The sequence below is a fragment of the Salipiger sp. PrR007 genome, from assembly GCF_010499845.1.
Classification (GTDB): Bacteria; Pseudomonadota; Alphaproteobacteria; order Rhodobacterales; family Rhodobacteraceae; genus Salipiger; species Salipiger pacificus_A.
Map to the genome: position 1 here is coordinate 51,497 of NZ_JAAGOZ010000093.1, position 17,801 is coordinate 69,297.

General features: G+C 66.8%; 17 protein-coding genes. 6 read left to right on the forward strand and 11 right to left on the reverse strand.

The features are described 5' to 3' along the window. Nucleotides 1-117: 117 nt before the first annotated feature. Nucleotides 118-711 carry a cyclopropane-fatty-acyl-phospholipid synthase family protein gene (locus G0Q01_RS24835; protein WP_164188859.1) on the forward strand — a complete coding sequence of 198 codons (594 nt, stop codon included), beginning with the start codon at nucleotides 118-120 and terminating at the stop codon, nucleotides 709-711. Between the two features lie 12 nt (nucleotides 712-723). Here the strand turns inward: G0Q01_RS24835 and gph are convergent, their stop codons facing one another. The 11 genes from gph to coxB all read right to left on the reverse strand — a co-directional run bounded on the left by gph (nucleotide 724) and on the right by coxB (nucleotide 10,249). After that, the gene (gene gph / locus G0Q01_RS24840; protein ID WP_164188861.1) at nucleotides 724-1,389 is read right to left on the reverse strand and encodes a phosphoglycolate phosphatase; all 666 of its coding nucleotides are present in this window, start codon (nucleotides 1,387-1,389) and stop codon (nucleotides 724-726) included. 130 nt (nucleotides 1,390-1,519) lie between these two features. Further along, nucleotides 1,520-2,353, reverse strand: a complete 834-nt coding sequence (locus G0Q01_RS24845; RefSeq protein WP_164188863.1) for an MBL fold metallo-hydrolase — start codon at nucleotides 2,351-2,353, stop codon at nucleotides 1,520-1,522. Nucleotides 2,354-2,471: 118 nt separating this feature from the next. After that, nucleotides 2,472-3,056 carry a GNAT family N-acetyltransferase gene (locus G0Q01_RS24850; RefSeq protein ID WP_164188865.1) on the reverse strand — a complete coding sequence of 195 codons (585 nt, stop codon included), beginning with the start codon at nucleotides 3,054-3,056 and terminating at the stop codon, nucleotides 2,472-2,474. Further along, entirely contained in the window at nucleotides 3,056-4,318 is a 1,263-nt protein-coding gene (locus tag G0Q01_RS24855) for a pitrilysin family protein (protein WP_164188867.1), read from the reverse strand. Before G0Q01_RS24855 ends, G0Q01_RS24850 begins: the two co-directional genes overlap by 1 nt. Beyond that, nucleotides 4,315-5,703, reverse strand: a complete 1,389-nt coding sequence (gene thrC / locus G0Q01_RS24860; protein ID WP_164188869.1) for a threonine synthase — start codon at nucleotides 5,701-5,703, stop codon at nucleotides 4,315-4,317. The genes G0Q01_RS24855 and thrC overlap by 4 nt, the downstream gene beginning before the upstream one ends. A gap of 6 nt (nucleotides 5,704-5,709) precedes the next feature. After that, entirely contained in the window at nucleotides 5,710-6,399 is a 690-nt protein-coding gene (locus G0Q01_RS24865) for an SURF1 family protein (protein ID WP_164188871.1), read from the reverse strand. A gap of 335 nt (nucleotides 6,400-6,734) precedes the next feature. Next, on the reverse strand, nucleotides 6,735-7,535 hold the full coding sequence (locus tag G0Q01_RS24870; RefSeq protein ID WP_108966661.1) for a cytochrome c oxidase subunit 3: 801 nt from the start codon (nucleotides 7,533-7,535) through the stop codon (nucleotides 6,735-6,737). Between the two features lie 25 nt (nucleotides 7,536-7,560). Further along, nucleotides 7,561-8,145 (reverse strand): cytochrome c oxidase assembly protein, encoded by a 585-nt coding sequence (locus G0Q01_RS24875; protein WP_108966659.1) that lies wholly within the window; start codon nucleotides 8,143-8,145, stop codon nucleotides 7,561-7,563. After that, entirely contained in the window at nucleotides 8,135-8,314 is a 180-nt protein-coding gene (locus tag G0Q01_RS24880) for a hypothetical protein (RefSeq protein ID WP_108966657.1), read from the reverse strand. Before G0Q01_RS24880 ends, G0Q01_RS24875 begins: the two co-directional genes overlap by 11 nt. Further along, nucleotides 8,314-9,276 (reverse strand): heme o synthase, encoded by a 963-nt coding sequence (gene cyoE / locus G0Q01_RS24885; protein WP_164188873.1) that lies wholly within the window; start codon nucleotides 9,274-9,276, stop codon nucleotides 8,314-8,316. Before cyoE ends, G0Q01_RS24880 begins: the two co-directional genes overlap by 1 nt. Before the next feature lie 67 nt (nucleotides 9,277-9,343). Next, nucleotides 9,344-10,249: a cytochrome c oxidase subunit II gene (gene coxB / locus G0Q01_RS24890; protein WP_164188875.1), complete on the reverse strand. Its 906-nt coding sequence runs from the start codon at nucleotides 10,247-10,249 to the stop codon at nucleotides 9,344-9,346. Between the two features lie 186 nt (nucleotides 10,250-10,435). Between coxB and tldD the strand changes: the two genes are divergently transcribed. The 5 genes from tldD (at nucleotide 10,436) to G0Q01_RS24915 (ending at nucleotide 17,663) form a co-directional block, all read left to right on the forward strand. Beyond that, nucleotides 10,436-11,857 (forward strand): metalloprotease TldD, encoded by a 1,422-nt coding sequence (gene tldD, locus G0Q01_RS24895; RefSeq protein ID WP_164188877.1) that lies wholly within the window; start codon nucleotides 10,436-10,438, stop codon nucleotides 11,855-11,857. Nucleotides 11,858-12,033: 176 nt separating this feature from the next. Further along, on the forward strand, nucleotides 12,034-13,191 hold the full coding sequence (gene dprA, locus G0Q01_RS24900) for a DNA-processing protein DprA (protein ID WP_164213953.1): 1,158 nt from the start codon (nucleotides 12,034-12,036) through the stop codon (nucleotides 13,189-13,191). A 154-nt stretch (nucleotides 13,192-13,345) separates the two neighbouring features. Next, on the forward strand, nucleotides 13,346-16,042 hold the full coding sequence (gene topA / locus G0Q01_RS24905) for a type I DNA topoisomerase (protein ID WP_164188881.1): 2,697 nt from the start codon (nucleotides 13,346-13,348) through the stop codon (nucleotides 16,040-16,042). Nucleotides 16,043-16,332: 290 nt separating this feature from the next. Next, entirely contained in the window at nucleotides 16,333-17,037 is a 705-nt protein-coding gene (locus G0Q01_RS24910) for a CoA transferase subunit A (protein ID WP_108966646.1), read from the forward strand. Further along, complete coding sequence (locus G0Q01_RS24915) at nucleotides 17,037-17,663, forward strand: CoA transferase subunit B (RefSeq protein ID WP_164213954.1); 627 nt, start codon at nucleotides 17,037-17,039, stop codon at nucleotides 17,661-17,663. Before G0Q01_RS24910 ends, G0Q01_RS24915 begins: the two co-directional genes overlap by 1 nt. Nucleotides 17,664-17,801 lie beyond the last annotated feature (138 nt).

The following is a 17,801-nucleotide window of genomic DNA, read 5'->3' on the forward strand; positions in this document are numbered from 1 at the left end:
TTTCGCAAGTGCGCCGCCCCGGGGTCAATGGCAAAAGGCTGTGAACGATTGCCACGCGCTTGTCGCCTTCGGGCGCCTTTCTATCTGAGCCATATGTATTTTTGAGGAGCATCGCCCATGTGGGACGAACGATATGCCGTCGAGGACTACGTGTATGGAACCGAGCCTTCGGGCGTTTTGATCCGCCGAAACCACTGGCTGAAGCCGGGCGCGCGGGCGCTTTGCGTTGCCGATGGCGAGGGGCGCAACTCTGTCTACCTTGCGGGGCAGGGTCTGAAGGTCACCGCATTTGATGGCGCGGCGCCCGCGGTCGAGAAGGCGCGGCGGCTGGCCGTCGAGCGCGGAGTCGAGGTCGACTACGCGGTGCAGGATGTCTTCGACTGGTCCTGGCCGGTGGCGGAATTCGACCTTGTTGTCGGCATCTTCATCCAGTTCGTCGGCCCCGCCGGGCGCGCCATGCTGTTCGACAAGATGAAGGCGGCGCTGAAGCCCGGAGGCGTGTTGCTCCTGCACGGCTACACGCCGCAGCAGCTGCGCTACGGCACCGGCGGCCCGGGCGTGGCCGAGAACCTCTACACCGCCGGCATGCTTCGCAAAGCCTTTGCCGACATGCAGGTGCAAGTGCTCGAGGACTATGAGCTCAATATCCAGGAGGGCCGGGGCCACAACGGGCGCTCGGCGCTGATCGACATGATCGCCGTCAAGCGCTGAACACTGCGCGGCTCAGGCCTCTTGCGCGGCGAAGTGCTGCGCCACGATCCCGGGAAGCTGGTCCCAGTGGTCGAAGGCATAGGCGTGCGGCAGCTCCCCCACCGGGGATTTGCGATAGCCCTCGGTGAAGAGGACAAACGGCAGGCCAGCGCGCTCGGCGGTCTCGGCGTCGACTTCGCTGTCGCCGACGTAAAGCCCCGGCCCGCCCAGATCATGCATGACCTTGATCAGCGGCGCGGGATCCGGCTTGCGCACCGGCAGGGTGTCGGCGCTGGCGACGGCGCGCAGGTGGCGGTCGAGCCCGAAGTGCTTCAGCGCGATATGGGTGGGGGCCTCGGGCTTGTTGGTGCACAGCCCCATGGCGCAGCCGAGCAGCTCGAGCCGCGCCAGCGCGTCGATCACCCCGGGGTAGAGCACCGTCAGCGCCGGATCTCGCTCGTATTCGTGCATGAACTTGCCCAGCAGCCGGGCGTGGGCGTCGGGATCATCGCTGAGCCCCACGGCTTCGACCACCCGCTCGATGAGCACCGACGCGCCCTTGCCGATGAAGCTGCGGGCCTGCTCGAAGGTGATTTCTGGCAGCCCCTCGCTGCGCAGAACGACATTGGTGGCGCGGTGCAGGTCCGGGGCGCTGTCGATCAGCGTGCCGTCGAGATCAAAGACTACGGATTTCAGCATGTTGCGCGGCCTTCGGCGAAGAGGGCGTGAGAGAAGGGCATGGCGCAAGGCTCCTGTATCGGCGCCGCGGGAAGGCGGTGCGCGGCCATACTGGCCCCGCCAGGGCACGACGTCCAGCGCCACCGGGATCTCATTCGCCGAGCCATTCGGGCGGCAGCACCATGACCGTCGGTTGCGGGGGCAGGGTGTTCAGGCCGATGACCAGCTCGGAGCTGTCGCGGCGCTCGACCACGAAGGTGTCCGACACATCCGCGATGAAGCGCTCCAGCGAGGCGCCGGAGAACCAGTGCATCGGCAGGATCAGCGAGCTGCGCAGCCTCTCGACCACGCGCTCCATATCCTCGAGCGGCATCGTCATGCCGCCGTCCACCGGGACCATCAGCACGTCGATCCGGCCGAGTGCGGCGTATTGCGCGTCGCTTGGCTCGTGGTGAAGGTGGCCGAGATGGCCGATGCAGAGCCCCTCGACCTCGAAGACAAAGATCGAATTGCCGTTTTCCTCGGTTCCGCCGTAGGCCGAGCGGATGTCCGTCGAGACATTGCGCACCAGCATCTCGCTTAGGTCTAGGTGATGCTCGATGCCCTCGCCGAAGGGCCCCCAGCCCTCGAGGATGTGCGGGATCGCCGGATCGGGATAGGGGGTCCAGTGGCTTGTGTGCGCGTGGTTCATGGTGACGACGTCTGGGATCATCGGCACGTTGCCGATGTAGCCGGTGAAATCGGTCACCACGTTCAGCCCACCGCGGGTCTGGATCAGGAAGGAGGCATGCGAGAGATACTGGATGCGCACCGAATACTCGGGCACCGGGTCGGTCCAGGCCGCCTGGTGCAGATACTGTATGCCGGGTGCGGCGTCGGCGATGGCGATGCAGTGAGACGCGCGGCGCTCCTGCGCCTCGGCGGGCAGGGGGGCGGTCAGCAGAGGAATCAGCGCGGCGGCTGAGGCAAGGACAGGACGCGGCATGGCGGGGCTCCTTTCGGGAAGCAGCCTAAGCCGGATGGCCCCGCGCGAAGTTAAAATTTACGTGGGGTAAGCTTTGGGCGCTCTGCGAACGCGTGGCAGCGGCCTTCCCCGCGGGCCATCAGCCGACCTGTGTCCGCCCGCGCCGGTCCAGCCGCAGCGCGCTGTAAAGCACATGGGTGCGCCAGCGGCCATTGATCTGCAGATAGCTCTGCGCCACGCCCTCGTACTTGAAGCCCGAGCTTTCCAGCAACCCTCGCGAGGGAACGTTCTCCGGCAGGCAGGCAGCTTCGATGCGGCTGAGGTCCATCGCGGTGAAGGCGTGATGCACCAGCGCCGCGATCGCCTCGCGCATGTAGCCGTGACGGGAGAAAGGCTGGCCGGTCCAGTAGCCGAGCGTGCCCGACTGCGCCGGGCCGCGCCGGATGTTGTCCAGGGTGATCGCTCCGATCAGCAGCTGGTCTTCGCGCCGGACAATGAAGAGCGGCACCGCCGAACCTGCGTTGATCGAGCGCTGCGCCCAGTAGACACGGTTGGTAAAGGCGCGCCGCGACAGGTGATCCTCGGCCCAGGACGGCTCCCAGGGGGTGAGGTATTCCTTGCTCTGCAACCGCAGCGCGACCCAGGCGTTGAAATCGCCATGGAGCGGCGGGCGCAGGATCAGGCGCTCGCTGTCGAGCCTGAACTTCCGCCGCCGTCCCAGCATCACGCGGCTCGCTGCGCCTGCAGTTCGCCCAGCCCCGGCGCGCCCGAGACCGGCCCGTAGAGCGCCAGCGCCGCAGGCGCCTCGGCGGCGACGGTCTCGGCGAAGTCGCGCACGTCGCCGGTGGTGACATTGTCGATCTTCTCGACCGTCTCCTCGATCGGCGGCACCTCGCCCCAGATCTGCACCATGCGCGCCATGCGCTCGGCGCGGGAGGACGAGCTTTCCAGCCCCATCAGCAGCCCGGCCTTCATCTGCGCGCGGGCGCGGGCGACCTCCTCGGGGGACATGTCGTCAGCGGCGCGCTTCATCTCGTCGATGGTCAGCCGGGCAAGCTCGCCGACTTCCTCGCCGGAGGTTCCGGCGTAGATCGTGTTGAGCCCGGTTTCCGCATAGGCGCCGGTCTGCGAGAAGATCGTGTAGCACAGGCCGCGCTTTTCGCGGATCTCCTGGAACAGCCGCGAGGACATGCCGCCCCCGAGCGCGATCGAGTAGATCTGCGCGGTGTAGAAGGCGGGGTCGCGATAGCCCGGCCCTTCGAAGGCCAGCGCCAGATGCGCCTGCTCGAGCGTCTTCTCGCGGCGGAACTCTCCGCCGGTGAACCGCGCGTTCTCGGCAATCGGCGCAAGCCGCGGCGCCATGTGGCCAAAGAGCGCCTCGGCCTGCGCCACCAGCGCCTCGTGATCGACCGCGCCGGCGGCCGAAAGGATCATCTGGCCCGGCCCGTAGTGCTCGGTGACAAAGTTGGCGAGATCGTCGCGCCCGAAGCCCTTCACGTTGGCTGCCTCGCCGAGGATGGTGCGCCCGAGCGCCTGTCCACCATAGGCCTGCTCTTGCAGCCAGTCGAAGATCACATCATCGGGCGTGTCGAGCGCCTGGCCGATTTCCTGCAGGATCACGTGGCGCTCGGTCTCGATCTCCTTGGGCTCGAAGATCGGGTTGAGCAGGATGTCCCCGATCACGTCCATGGCGAGCTTGGTGTCGTTCTCCAGCACGCGGGCGTAATAGGCGGTCACCTCGCGCGAGGTATAGGCATTGATGTAGCCGCCCACGTCCTCGATCGCCTCGGCGATCTGCAGCGCGCTGCGGGTCTTCGTGCCCTTGAAGGCCATGTGCTCGAGGAAATGGGCAATGCCGTTTTGCTCGAGCCGCTCGTTGCGGCCCCCGGCGGTGACCCAGATGCCAAGCGAGGCCGACTGCAGGCCGGGGACGTTTTCCGAAACGACGCGGAAGCCGTTCGTAAGGGTGGTGAGTTGCACGGTCACTTGGAGATACGCTCCCGGATGAGGGTTTCGAGTGCCGCAAGGTCATTGGGCACGCGGGTGACACGCTCGGGGCGGTCAAAGAGATCGGCCATGCGCGCGGGTAAGGGCGGGCGGATGCCGCTGGCCTTCTCGACGGCGTCGGGGAACTTGGCCGGATGCGCGGTGGCGAGGGTGATCATCGGCACCGAGGGGGTGCGATGCTCCTCGGCGACCTTCACGCCGATGGCGGAATGCGGGCACAGAAGCTCGCCCATGGTCTCGCGCGCCTGCGCGATGGTGGCCAGGGTTTCGTCTTCCGAGGCGCGGCCGCTCTCGAAATGCTCGCGCAGCGCCTGCAGCGCGCCCTGGCTGACGTGGAAGCCGCCCGCTTTCAGCTCGTCCATCAGCTGCGCCACGGCCGCACCGTCGCGGCCGTAGGCATCGAAGAGCGCGCGCTCGAAGTTGCTGCTCACCTGGATGTCCATCGAGGGGCTAATCGACGGGTGCACTTCCGAGGTCTGGTAGTCGCCGGTCGACAGGCAGCGGTGCAGGATGTCGTTCTGGTTGGTCGCCACCACCAGCCGGTCGATGGGCAGACCCATCTTCTTGGCGATGTAGCCGGCGAAGATGTCGCCGAAGTTGCCGGTGGGCACGGTGAAGCTGACCTTGCGGTCGGGCGCGCCGAGCGAGACCGCCGACGAGAAGTAGTAGACCACCTGCGCCAGCACCCGGGCCCAGTTGATCGAGTTCACTCCCGCCAGCCGCACGTCGTCGCGGAAGGTGAAGTCGTTGAACATGTCCTTGAGCTTGGCCTGGCAGTCGTCGAAATGCCCGTCGAGCGCGAGGGCGTGGACATTGGCCTCGGGCGGCGTGGTCATCTGGCGGCGCTGGACCTCCGAGACGCGGCCATGCGGGAAGAGGATGAACACATCCACCGCGTCGAGCCCCTTGAAGGCCTCGATCGCCGCCGAGCCGGTGTCGCCCGAGGTCGCGCCGACGATGGTGACGCGCTCGCCGCGGCGGGTCAGCGCTTCCTGGAAGAGCTGGCCGATGAGCTGCATGGCGAAGTCCTTGAACGCCAGCGTCGGGCCGTGGAACAGCTCCAGCAGGAAGTGGTTCGGCGCCAGCTGCACCATCGGCGCGCGGGCGTTGTGGCCGAAACCGGCATAGGCCCTGGAGATCAGATCGCCGAAGGTCTCGTCGCTGAAGGTGTCGCCGACGAAGGGGCGCATGACGCGAAAGGCGACTTCCTCGTAGGATAGCCCGTTCAGCGCGCGGATGTCGCCAGGGGTCATCACCGGCACCGTCTCGGGCACGTAGAGGCCGCCGTCACGGGCAAGGCCAGAGAGCATGGCCTCTTCGAAGCTGAGCGCCGGGGCTTTGCCGCGGGTCGAGATGTAGCGCATGAGGGCTCAGGCCTTTCCTGTCTTAGACTGCCGGCGGATGTAATAGCCGGTCATGATCAGCCACACCACGGCCAGCGAAAACCAGGTGATGGCATATTGCAGGTGATCGTTTGGAATGCCGCTGGGGCTGACCGGCAGCGGCTCTATCTTGGGGTCGGCGGGGTCGATCTCGCGCGCGACGACGAGCAACGGCTCGGTCTGCAGCACCTCGGCCATGGCGCCGATGTCCCTGGCGAACCAGATGTTCGCCTTGAGGTCATTCTCCGGTGTCGCGCTGTTGCGGTCGTCCGGCCAGTGCAGGTTGCCGGTCACGGTGACCGGACCGGTGCTGCGCGCGGCGTCCTTGTCGGCATCGGCGGTGAAGCCGCGGTCGAGCAACAGCAGCCGCGGCCCGCTCGGCGCCCCCTCGACCCGGAAGGGCGAGATGATCCGATAGCCCGCGCCGACCTGCTTTTGGCTGACCAGCACGCGGATTTCGCCGGGCAGGATTTCGCCCTGCAGGGCGACCGGCTGGTAGCGCTGTTCGTCGGGCGAGATCATTTGCGGCAGGGGCTCGGCCGGGCCGGAGATGCGGCTGTCGATCTCGGCCAGCACGGCCTCTTTCCATTCGAGCCGGCGCAGCTGCCAACTGCCCAGGGAGACCAGGATCCCGGCGCCGATCAGGCCAAAGAGGAGAGGAGCGAGGTAGCGGGTCACGTAGGTCCGGGTCCAGCTTTCAGTCGAGGGTCGGGGCGCCTGTGCGTCCCGCCTGCTTTAGCGCCTCTGCGCGGGGCACATCAAGGCGCGATTGAGCGGCCTTGCAAGAGGGGCGGGAACTGCAGCCAAAGAGCAGGGCGTCCGCTCCTCTGCGGATGCGCCGCAGTCACCCCGGCATATCTGGAAAGAGAAGACGCGCGCTGCCGCTGCGTCTTCTCTTCTGCAAGCACGTTTGCCGAAGCCCTGCCGTCGCGCGCGGAGTCGGGCAGATGCGAAACGCCCGCCGAAAGGGGCGGGCGTCTGCGGTCCCGAAGGACGAAGCGCGGGGGCCTGGCTCAGCCGCCCCAGATGTAGACCGAGGCGAAGAGGAAGAGCCACACGACATCGACGAAGTGCCAATACCAGGCGGCGGCCTCGAAGCCGATGTGCTTGGTCGGGGTGAAGTCGCCCTTCATCAGCCTCAGCAGGCAGACGAAGAGGAAGATCGTGCCGATGATCACATGGGTGCCGTGGAAGCCCGTCGCCATGAAGAAGTTGGCGCCGTAGATGTTGCCCGAGAAGCCGAAGGCCGCGTGGGTGTACTCATAGGCCTGGAAGACGGTGAAGAGCACGCCGAGCGCGATGCCGATGATCAGGCCCCACTTCATGTCCTGGCGGTTGTTCTCATGCACCAGCGCGTGGTGCGCCCAGGTCACCGCGGCGCCAGAGCAGAGCAGGATCAGCGTGTTGATCAGCGGCAGGTGCCAGGGATCAAAGGTCTCGATTCCCGCGGGCGGCCAGACGCCGTCGACGGCCGGCGAGTTCGGACCCATCGGGTAGAGCGCATGTTTGAAGAACGACCAGAACCAGGCGAAGAAGAACATCACCTCGGACATGATGAAGAGGATGAAGCCGTACTTCAGGCCGATCTGCACCACCGGGGTATGGTCGCCCACCCGGCTTTCCGCGATCACGTCCGACCACCAGCCGAACATGGTGTAGAGCACGCCGACGAAGCCCGCGAGGAAAATCCACGGCCCGTGGTCGTGCATCCACAGCACCGCGCCGAAGAGCATGACGAAGGCAGAGGCCGAGCCGATCAGCGGCCAGGCTGATGGAGGCAGGATGTGGTAGTCGTGGTTCTTTGCATGCGCCATCTCGATTCCCTCGTTGGTCAGGCGGTCAGTTCACGGAACTGGTGTCCGCTTCCTCTTTGGCGAGAGCGGCCTGCGTCTCCTCTGGCAGGTCGATCTCGTAGAATGTGTAGCTGAGCGTGATGTGCTTGGCGAACTTCGCGTCGGGATCGTTGACGATCTCCGGGTCGACGTAGAAGCTCACCGGCATTTCCACCCGCTCGCCGGGCATGAGCACCTGCTCGGTGAAGCAGAAGCACTCGATCTTGCTGAAATAGGCGCCCGCATCATAGGGGGCCACGTTGTAGGCGGCCTGTCCGGCAATCGGGCGGTCGGTGGGGTTGTAGGCCTCGTAGAAGGCCAGCCCGTCCTCGCCGATGCGCAGCGTCATCTCGGTTTGCAGCGGCTTGAACTCCCAGGGGAAGCCGCGATCCTTGGAAGCATCGAAGCGGATCTTGATGGTTTGGTCGAGGATCTGCGAGGATTCCCCGGTGGCCACGTTGGTGGTGCCGCCATAGCCGGTGACCCGGCAGAACCAGTTGTAGAAGGGCACCGCTGCCCAGGCCATGGCGCCCATGAAGACCACCACGCCGATCAGCGACCAGAGGGTTTTCGTGGTCCCCTTAGTTGCCATTCTGGACCTCTTCCTGCTGCGGCGCGTTGGCGGCGCCGAAGTCCCCCGAGCCGATCTTCACCATGGTCAGCCCAAAGACGATCGCGATGAAGGCAGCCAGGGTCAGCCCGACCCCGATATTGCGCCCGCGGCGGCGCTGGTGCAGCTCGTGTTCGTGCGCAATGCCCATCAGAAAGCCCCCAGAAGATCGATGCCGAAACGGGCCAGCCCCGCCTCGACCAGGATCGCGCCGAAATGCGCGAAGAGGTAGAGCAGCGAGAGCTTGAAGAAGCTCTTTTCGGTTTTGAAGTTGTCCGCCTCGGACATGGTCTCGTCGCGGCGGAAGATGTCCCAGGCACCCTTGAGGAAGAGCACGTTCAGTACCAGCGCCACCGCAAGGTAAATCGGTCCGCCCACCGAGGTGAAGCCGGTGCCGATGGCCAGTGCGGCTAGCAAGATGGTGTAGACGAGGATATGCTTGCGGGTCGAGCGGCGGCCATGGGTCACGGTCAGCATCGGCACCTTCGCGTCGTCGTAATCGGAGCGCATGAACAGCGCCAGCGCCCAGAAGTGCGGCGGGGTCCACATGAAGGTCAGGCAGAACATCAGCACGGCCTCGACGCTGACCGACCCGGTCGCGGCGGCCCAGCCGATCATCGGAGGGAAGGCGCCCGCGGCGCCGCCAATGACGATGTTTTGCGGCGTCGAGCGCTTCAGCCACATGGTGTAGATCACCACGTAGAAGAAGATGGTGAAGGCCAGCAGCCCCCCCGCGAGGACGTTGGTGGCCAGCGCCAGGAAGACGCAGGAGAAGCCCGAGAGCGCGAGCCCGATGGCCAGTGCCTCGCCCGCCTGCACGCGGCCCGACGGGATCGGACGCTTGGCGGTGCGCTTCATCACCGCGTCGATGTCGGCGTCCCACCACATGTTCAGGGCGCCAGAGGCGCCGCCGCCCACGGCGATGAAGAGGATCGCGCAGAAGCCGATGAAGGGGTGAACCGGAACCGGAGCGGCCAGCAGGCCGACGAAGGCGGTGAAGACCACCAGCGTCATGACGCGCGGCTTGAGCAGGGCGAAATAATCGCCGAACTGCGCGTCGTACTCGGACACGCGGGCTGCCTGGGCTGCGGGATTGGTGGTGAGGTCGCTCATCTGGGTCTCGATTCAGGTCTTGGAAACGCGCCCTCCTCCTCGGGGCGCGCCTCCGTGGTGTAAAGAGTTACGACGCGGCGAGGAACTGGCGCACGTCGACGTAGCCGCCCTCGTCCTGCGAGGCAGCGAGCCAGGCGTCGTAGGCCTCCTGGCTGACCACCTTGACGGTGATCGGCATGTAGGCGTGGCTGATGCCGCAAAGTTCCGAGCACTGGCCGAAGAACACGCCTTCGCGCTCGGGCTTGAACCACAGCTCGGCAATGCGGCCCGGAACGGCGTCCTGCTTCACCCCGAAGGCGGGGATGGTCCAGGAGTGGATCACGTCGGCCCCGGTCACCTGCATGACCACGGTCTTGCCCACGGGCACGACCACGGCGCTGTCGGTGGCGAGCAGGAACTCGCTGTCGCTGTAGCCGGCTTCCTGCAGCTGGGCAGAGACCTCGGGGTTCATGCGGTTGTCGCCGCCGGTGGCCGGCGCGCCGATCATGTAGCCTTCGTAGCCGAGGTCGGTGCCGACGTATTCATAGCCCCAGTACCACTGGTAGCCGGTGACCTTGATGACCACGTCGCCCTCGGGGATTTCCTGCTGCTTGAACAGCACCGGCAACGAGAAGGCACCGATCACCACGAGAATCACGATGGGACCAAGGGTCCAGGCGATCTCCAGTGGAGAGTTGTGCGTGAAGCTCTTGGGGTTCGGGTTCGATTTCCTGTTGAAGCGCACCGCGGCGAAGGCCAGCAGCGCGATGACCAGGATGCAGATCGCGGTGATGATGACCAGCAGCATCCCGTCGAGCCAATGAAGATCGCGCGCCAGCTCGGTCGCGGCGGGCTGGAAGCCCACGCCGCCGGCCTGCGGGTGGCCGACCAGCTCCAGCGAGTCCTGCGCCATGGCGGGCGCGGCCTGCACAGCGGCGAGGGCTGCGGCGAGGGTGCCGGTGGCGCGGCCCGTCAGCATCGATAGTTTACGCATGTATCACCTGATCCGGTTGTCATTCTTCTCTGCGGACAGGAGGATTCACCCCCGAGCCGCCGCCCGAAGAGCCTCCTCCCTGTTGTTGTGGACTTTAAAAAGCACATTGCGCCCATCAAATAAAGATGAACGCTTGCGGCAAAAGCGCACTTTTTTGATCCAGATCAAATCTAAAAGGACAATCCCATGAGCGAAAGCCCCTTCCGGCCCTTTGAAACGGCCCTCGATCTGGACCGCACACTGGGGCAGCTGCGTAATGCTGTCGCGGGGGCGGATGACGGCGAATTGTTCCTCGAACGCCGCCGCGGCGAGGCTTTGGTGCTCGACGACGGGCGAATCAGGACCGCCAGCTACGACGCCTCCGAGGGATTCGGCCTGCGCGCGGTGCGTGGCGAGGTGGCGGGCTACGCCCATTCCACCGAGATCTCTGAACAGGCGATCACCCGCGCCGTGGAAACCGCGCGGTTGGCGGTGGGCGATGGCGGCGGCGTGCTCGCCCCGCCGCCCGCGGGCACCAACCGCAAACTCTACACCGACGCCGATCCGATTGCGGGGCACAGCTTCTCGGTCAAGCTCGACACGCTGCGCGAGATCGACGCCTTTGCCCGCGACCTCGATCCGCGGGTGGTGCAGGTGACGGCCACCATCGCCGCGTCGTGCCAAGAGGTCGCGATCCTGCGGCCCGAGGGCGGGCTGGTCTCGGACGTGCGGCCGATGACGCGCGTCACCGTGTCCGTCATCGTCGAGGAGAACGGCCGGCGCGAGCAGGGGGCGGCCTCGGGCGGCGGGCGCTACCTGCTGGACGGGCTGCTGGAGCCGTCGGCCTGGCAGGCGCAGGCGCGCGAGGCGCTGCGCGTGGCGCTCGTCAACCTGCGGGCCGAGGATGCGCCCGCCGGGGTCATGGACATCGTGCTCGGGCCGGGCTGGCCGGGCATCCTTCTGCACGAGGCGGTGGGCCACGGGCTCGAAGGCGACTTCAACCGCAAGGGCAGCTCGGCTTTTGCCGGCCTGATGGGCCAGCGCGTTGCGGCACCGGGCGTTACGGTGGTCGACGACGGCACTCTGCCGGATCGCCGCGGTTCGATCTCGGTGGACGACGAGGGGACGCCCTCGGCGCGCAACGTGCTGATCGAGGACGGCATCCTCGTGGGCTACATGCAGGACCGGCAGAACGCCCGGCTGATGGGGGTCGCGGCCACCGGCAACGGTCGCCGCGAGAGCTATGCCCATGCGCCCATGCCGCGGATGACCAACACGATCATGGAAGGCGGTGCCGCCGACCCGCAGGACATCGTGGCGGACCTCAAGGACGGCATCTGGGCGGTGGGCTTCGGCGGCGGCCAGGTGGACATCACCAACGGCAAGTTCGTCTTCTCCTGCACCGAGGCCTACCGGGTGAAGAACGGCAAGGTCGGCGCCCCGGTCAAGGGCGCGACGCTCATCGGCGACGGGGCGACCGCGCTGCAGCACGTGCGGGCGCTGGGGAATGACATGGCGCTCGACCCGGGTATGGGCAATTGCGGCAAGCAGGGGCAATGGGTGCCGGTGGGCGTGGGCCAGCCGACCGTGATGATCGGCGGGCTGACCGTGGGCGGTGCCGGCAGCTGAGGCCCGGCGCCGCGCAGCGGGCGCGGGGCAGGGCCCGAGGCGAGGGGCGCTGCTGCCCCTCGCGCTCCCCGGAACGCTTGGCCCAGGACGAAAGGGCGGACGCCGTGGAGCGCGGCGCTTCATGCTTGCTTAACCAGTCATCGGGTAGAGAGGATCTCGCAAGAGGCGGGATCAGGATGACCGGGCCCAGACAGACTTCCAACCACCCCCCACTCCCACCCACCACGGAAGCCGACCGGCTGGACTGGCTCCGTCTCTTGCGCTCGCGCCGAGTGGGGCCATCGACCTTCTGGCGGCTGCTGTCGGAACATGGGACGGCCGCGGCGGGGCTGGCGGCGCTGCCGGCGGTGGCGGCCGAGGCCGGTGTCGAGGACTACAGGACCTGTCCCGCGGGCGTGGTCCTGGCCGAGCTCGAGGCCGGCACGCGTGCCGGGGCCCGATTGGTGTTTCGCGGCGCGCCAGACTACCCGCCCGCGCTTGCCGAGCTGGAGGATGCGCCGCCGCTGCTTTGGGTGATCGGGCAGGGGCCGTTGCTGCGCCGCCCCACCGTTGCGCTGGTGGGCGCACGCAATGCCTCGTCGCTCGGCGCCCGCACGGCGCGATTGCTGGCGCGCGGGCTTGCTGAAGCTGGCTGGCTCGTGGTGTCGGGTCTGGCGCGCGGCATCGACGCCGAGGCGCACCGCGCAGCGCTGGAGGGTGCCGGGGGCGGAGGCGGCACGGCGGCGGTCATGGCTGGCGGCGTCGACGTCATTTATCCCAAGGAAAACGAGATGCTTGCCGCCGAGATTCGGGCGCGCGGCGTGCTGCTGTCCGAGCAGCCCATGGGCGTGCAGCCGCAGGCCCGGCATTTCCCGACCCGCAATCGCATCGTCTCGGGCATGGCCCGGGGTGTCGTGGTGGTCGAGGCGGCGGTGAAGTCCGGCTCGCTGATCACCGCGCGCTGCGCGCTCGACCAGGGGCGCGAGGTCCTGGCGGTGCCGGGCCATCCGCTCGACGGGCGGGCCGGGGGCTGCAACCTGCTCTTGCGGGACGGCGCCCAGCTGGTGCGCCATGCCGAAGACGTGATCGAAGCGCTGGCCCGGCCGGAGCCACCCGACCTCGTGGAGGTGATCGAAGAGATTCCTGCGCCGCCGCCCGAGCGCCGCAGCCGGGCCGAGACGCTGGCACTGCATCAGCGCATCCTCGACCGGCTCGGACCAGTGCCGGTGCCCGAGGATCAGGTGATCCGCGACCTTGGCGGCGCGGTCGGGCAGATCGCCCCGGCGCTCACCGATCTGGAGCTCGAGGGCCGGCTTGAACGCCGTCCCGGCGGGCTGCTCAGCCGCCCCTCCTGATCCCGGATTCCGCGCCAAATCGCGGCAATCTGCCTACGTTGCAAGGGGCCCGCGAGCGGCCCACATTGACATTTCCCCCTTGCGTCCCACATGTTGCGCCGCCATAGCGGCAGGCAAGCCGTTTTGAGCACAGCGTTGCAATGAGGTCTCATTAATGCCCGTCGTCGTCGTCGAATCCCCGGCCAAGGCCAAGACAATCAACAAGTATCTGGGATCCGACTACACGGTGCTCGCCTCCTACGGTCACGTGCGCGACCTGCCGGCCAAGGATGGATCGGTCGACACGGAGCACGACTTCGACATGACCTGGGAGATCGGCAGCGACTCGCGCAAGCACGTCGCCGCCATCGCCGAAGCGCTGAAAAACGACAACGCGCTCATTCTCGCGACCGACCCCGATCGCGAGGGCGAAGCGATTTCTTGGCACCTGAAGGAGGCGCTGACCAAGCGCCGCTCGATCAAGAAGGACACGGCTGTGAGCCGGGTGACCTTCAACGCGATCACCAAGGCCGCCGTCACCGAGGCGATGCAGAACCCGCGCGAGATCGACGCGCCGCTGGTCGAGGCCTATCTCGCCCGCCGGGCGCTCGACTACCTTGTCGGCTTCAACCTCTCGCCGGTGCTCTGGCGCAAGCTGCCGGGCGCGCGCTCGGCGGGCCGGGTGCAATCGGTCTGCCTGCGGCTCATCGTCGAGCGCGAGATGGAGATCGAGGCGTTCAACCCGCGCGAATACTGGCAGGTCAAGGCGCTGCTCTCGACGCCGCGCGGGCAGGACTTCGAGGCCCGGCTGACCACGCTCGCCGGCAAGAAGCTCGACCGCTACGATCTCGAGAACGCCACCCAGGCCGAGATGGCGGTTCAGGCCGTGGCCAAGCGCGCGCTGAAGATCCTCTCGGTCGAGGCGCGGCCCAGCACGCGCAACCCCTCGGCGCCCTTCATGACCTCGACCCTGCAGCAGGAGGCGAGCCGCAAGTTCGGCATGGGTGCGCGCGCCTGCATGAACGCGGCGCAGCGGCTCTACGAGGCGGGGCACATCACCTACATGCGGACCGACGGCATCGACATGGCCCCCGAGGCAGTCACCGCCTGCCGCGAGGCCATCGCCGATCGTTTCGGCAAAAACTACGTGCCGGGCAGCCCGCGCATCTACAAGAACAAGGCCAAGAACGCGCAGGAAGCGCACGAGTGCATCCGACCCACCGACATGACGAAGGACGCGGGCGATCTGAAGCTGCGCGAGGACGACCAACGCAAGCTCTACGACCTGATCTGGAAGCGCACGCTCGCCTGCCAGATGGAGGCCGCGAAGCTCGAGCGCACCACGGTCGAGATCGGCTCGGACGACCAGCAGGTCGGCCTGCGCGCCACCGGCCAGGTCATCGTCTTCGACGGCTTCCTGAAGATCTACGAAGAGGGCCGCGATGATGTCGCGGATGACGACGACAAGCGCCTGCCGCAGATCATGCAGGGCGAGAATGCTGCTTTTGCCAAGTCGGGCCTCAAGGCGCAGCACGAGAAAGCTGCCGAACGCGCCACCGCCGCCTCCGGCGTGTCGTCGATCCTGTCGGACAACAGTGCCGTGCTGGGCACTCAGAGCTTTACCCAGCCGCCGCCGCGCTACACCGAGGCGACGCTGGTCAAGCGGATGGAGGAGCTCGGCATCGGGCGGCCCTCGACCTATGCGTCGGTGATCACCACCATCCAGGACCGCGAATACGTCAAGAAAGAGCAGAACCGCCTGATTCCCGAGGACAAGGGCCGGATCGTCACGATCTTCCTGCTCAACTTCTTCCGCAAGTACGTGGGCTACGAGTTCACCGCCGAGCTTGAGAACGAGCTCGACGAGGTCTCGGCGGGCGAGATGGACTGGAAGGCGCTGCTGGGCAAGTTCTGGCGCGACTTCTCGGCGGCGATCTCCGAGACCTCCGAGCTGCGGATCTCCGAGGTGCTGGACGTGCTCGACGATGCGTTGGCGCCGCAGCTCTACCCGCCGCGCGAGGACGGCTCCGATCCGCGGGTCTGCCCCAAGTGCGGCACCGGCCAGCTGCATCTCAAGACCTCGCGCACCGGCGGCTTTGTCGGCTGCGGCAACTACCCCGAATGCACCTACACCCGCCCGATCGCGGGCGAGGGGGCCGAGGGCGACGAGCGGCTGCTTGGCGAGGATCAGGGCGACGAGATCTGGCTCAAGGCCGGGCGCTTCGGCCCCTACGTGCAGCGCGGCGAGCCGACCCCCGAGAACAAAAAGCCGCCGCGGGCCTCATTGCCGCGCGGCTGGTCCAAGGACGAGATGACGCTGGAGAAGGCGCTTGTGCTGCTCTCGCTGCCGCGCGAAGTGGGCGAGCACCCCGAGGGCGGCACGGTGTCGAGCAACTTCGGGCGCTTCGGCCCCTACATTATGCACCAGCTGCCCGACGACGCGAAGCCGACCTACGTCAACCTCAAGGACCCGGCGGATGTCTTCGAGATCGGCATGAACCGCGCGGTCGAGATGCTGGCCGAGAAGCGCGCCAACCCGGGCGGGCGCGGCCGTGCGGCGGCCAAGGCGCTGAAAGAGCTGGGCGATCACCCGGACGGCGGCAAGATTGCCATCTTCGACGGGCGCTACGGGCCCTACGTGAAATGGGAAAAGGTGAACGCCACCCTGCCCAAGGATACGGACCCCGAGAGCGTCACCATGGAACAGGCGCTCGAGTGGATCGCCGAGAAGGCCGCGAAGTCCGGAAAGAAGAAAGCCGCCCCGAAAAAGGCTGCGGCGAAGAAGACGACCACCAAGAAGACCACGGCGAAAAAGACAACCGCGAAGAAGACGCCGGCGAAGAAGACTGCGGCGAAATCGGGCGACGACTGAGCGCGCCCAGATTAGGCTCGGCGGATCGGCCCGCGCCCCCGTTGGCGCGGGCCGTTGCACGTCCGGCGTTGCGCCCCTGCGCCCCTGCGCCCCGAACGGGGACATTTCCGCCTAGAAGAAAAGGGCTTGCCCTTGCCTGCCAATCTTGGGAATGCTGCATCGCGGCGCCAGTTTGCTGCGCATGCGAAAGTGACTTGGCGCGAACCCCGCGAACGGCGGGGGAGGCTTCGTTGACTCTGCGGGTCCCGCGGGTGACAAGTCTCGCAGACTCTTTCTTTCGGGAGGACGGAATGAAGAAAGTTTACGGCTCCGCCGCAGAGGCGCTGGACGGGCTGCTCTTCGACGGGATGACCATCGCGGCGGGCGGCTTTGGCCTTTGCGGCATCCCCGAGCTGCTGATCGACGCCATGGTCGAGAGCGGCGTCAAGGATCTGACGATCGCGTCGAACAACTGCGGCGTCGACGGCTTCGGCCTTGGCAAGCTGCTCGACACCAAGCAGATCAAGAAGATGATGAGCTCCTACGTGGGCGAGAACGCCGAGTTCATGCGCCAGTACCTGTCGGGCGAGCTCGAGCTCGAGTTCAACCCGCAGGGCACGCTCGCCGAGCGTATGCGCGCCGCCGGCGCGGGCATCCCGGGTTTCTACACCAAGACCGGTGTCGGCACCGTGGTGGCCGAGGGCAAGGAGACCAAGGTCTTCGGCGGCGAGGAATACGTGCTCGAAGAGGGCATTTTTGCCGACCTTTCCATCGTCAAGGCATGGAAGGCCGATACCACCGGCAACTGCGTGTTCCGCAAGACGGCGCGCAACTTCAACCCGCCGGCGGCCATGTGCGGCAAGGTCTGCGTGATGGAGGTCGAGGAGATCGTGCAGCCGGGCGAGCTTGACCCGGATCACATCCACCTGCCGGGCATCTTCGTGCATCGCATCATCCAAGGCGAGCATGAGAAGCGGATCGAACAGCGCACCGTGCGCAAGCGGGAGGACGTGTAATGCCCTGGGATCGTAACCAGGTGGCCGCGCGTGCGGCCGAGGAACTCGAAGACGGCATGTATGTGAACCTCGGGATCGGCATCCCGACGCTTGTCGCCAACTACGTGGGCGACAAGGAGATCACGCTGCAGTCCGAGAACGGCATGCTGGGGATGGGCCCCTTCCCCTATGAGGGCGAAGAGGATCCGGATCTCATCAACGCCGGCAAGCAGACCATCACCGAGCTGCCCAAGACCTCTTATTTCGACAGCTCCATGTCCTTTGCGATGATCCGCGGCGGCAAGATCGCGGCGGCCATCCTCGGCGCCATGGAGGTCGCCGAGAACGGTGACCTGGCGAACTGGATGATCCCGGGCAAGCTGGTCAAGGGCATGGGCGGCGCCATGGACCTGGTGGCGGGCGTTGGCCGCGTCATCGTCGTCATGGACCACACCAACAAGCACGGCGAGAGCAAGCTGCTCAAGGAATGCACCCTGCCGCTGACCGGCAAGGGCGTGGTTGACCGGATCATCACCAACCTGGGCGTGCTGGACGTGGTCGAGGGCGGTCTGAAGATCGTCGAGACTGCCGAGGGCGTCACCGAGGACGAGCTGCGCGCGGCAACCGAGGCGACCATCGTCGACTGAGGCGCGGTCCCAGTGCCTTATCCGAACGCGGCCCCCCGGGGCCGCGTTTTTCTTTGGCGTCCTCTGCGGATCCGGGCGCGGCACAGAAAAAGGGCGGGCTCTGATGAGCCCGCCCCACGCATTGCGCCGGATACATGG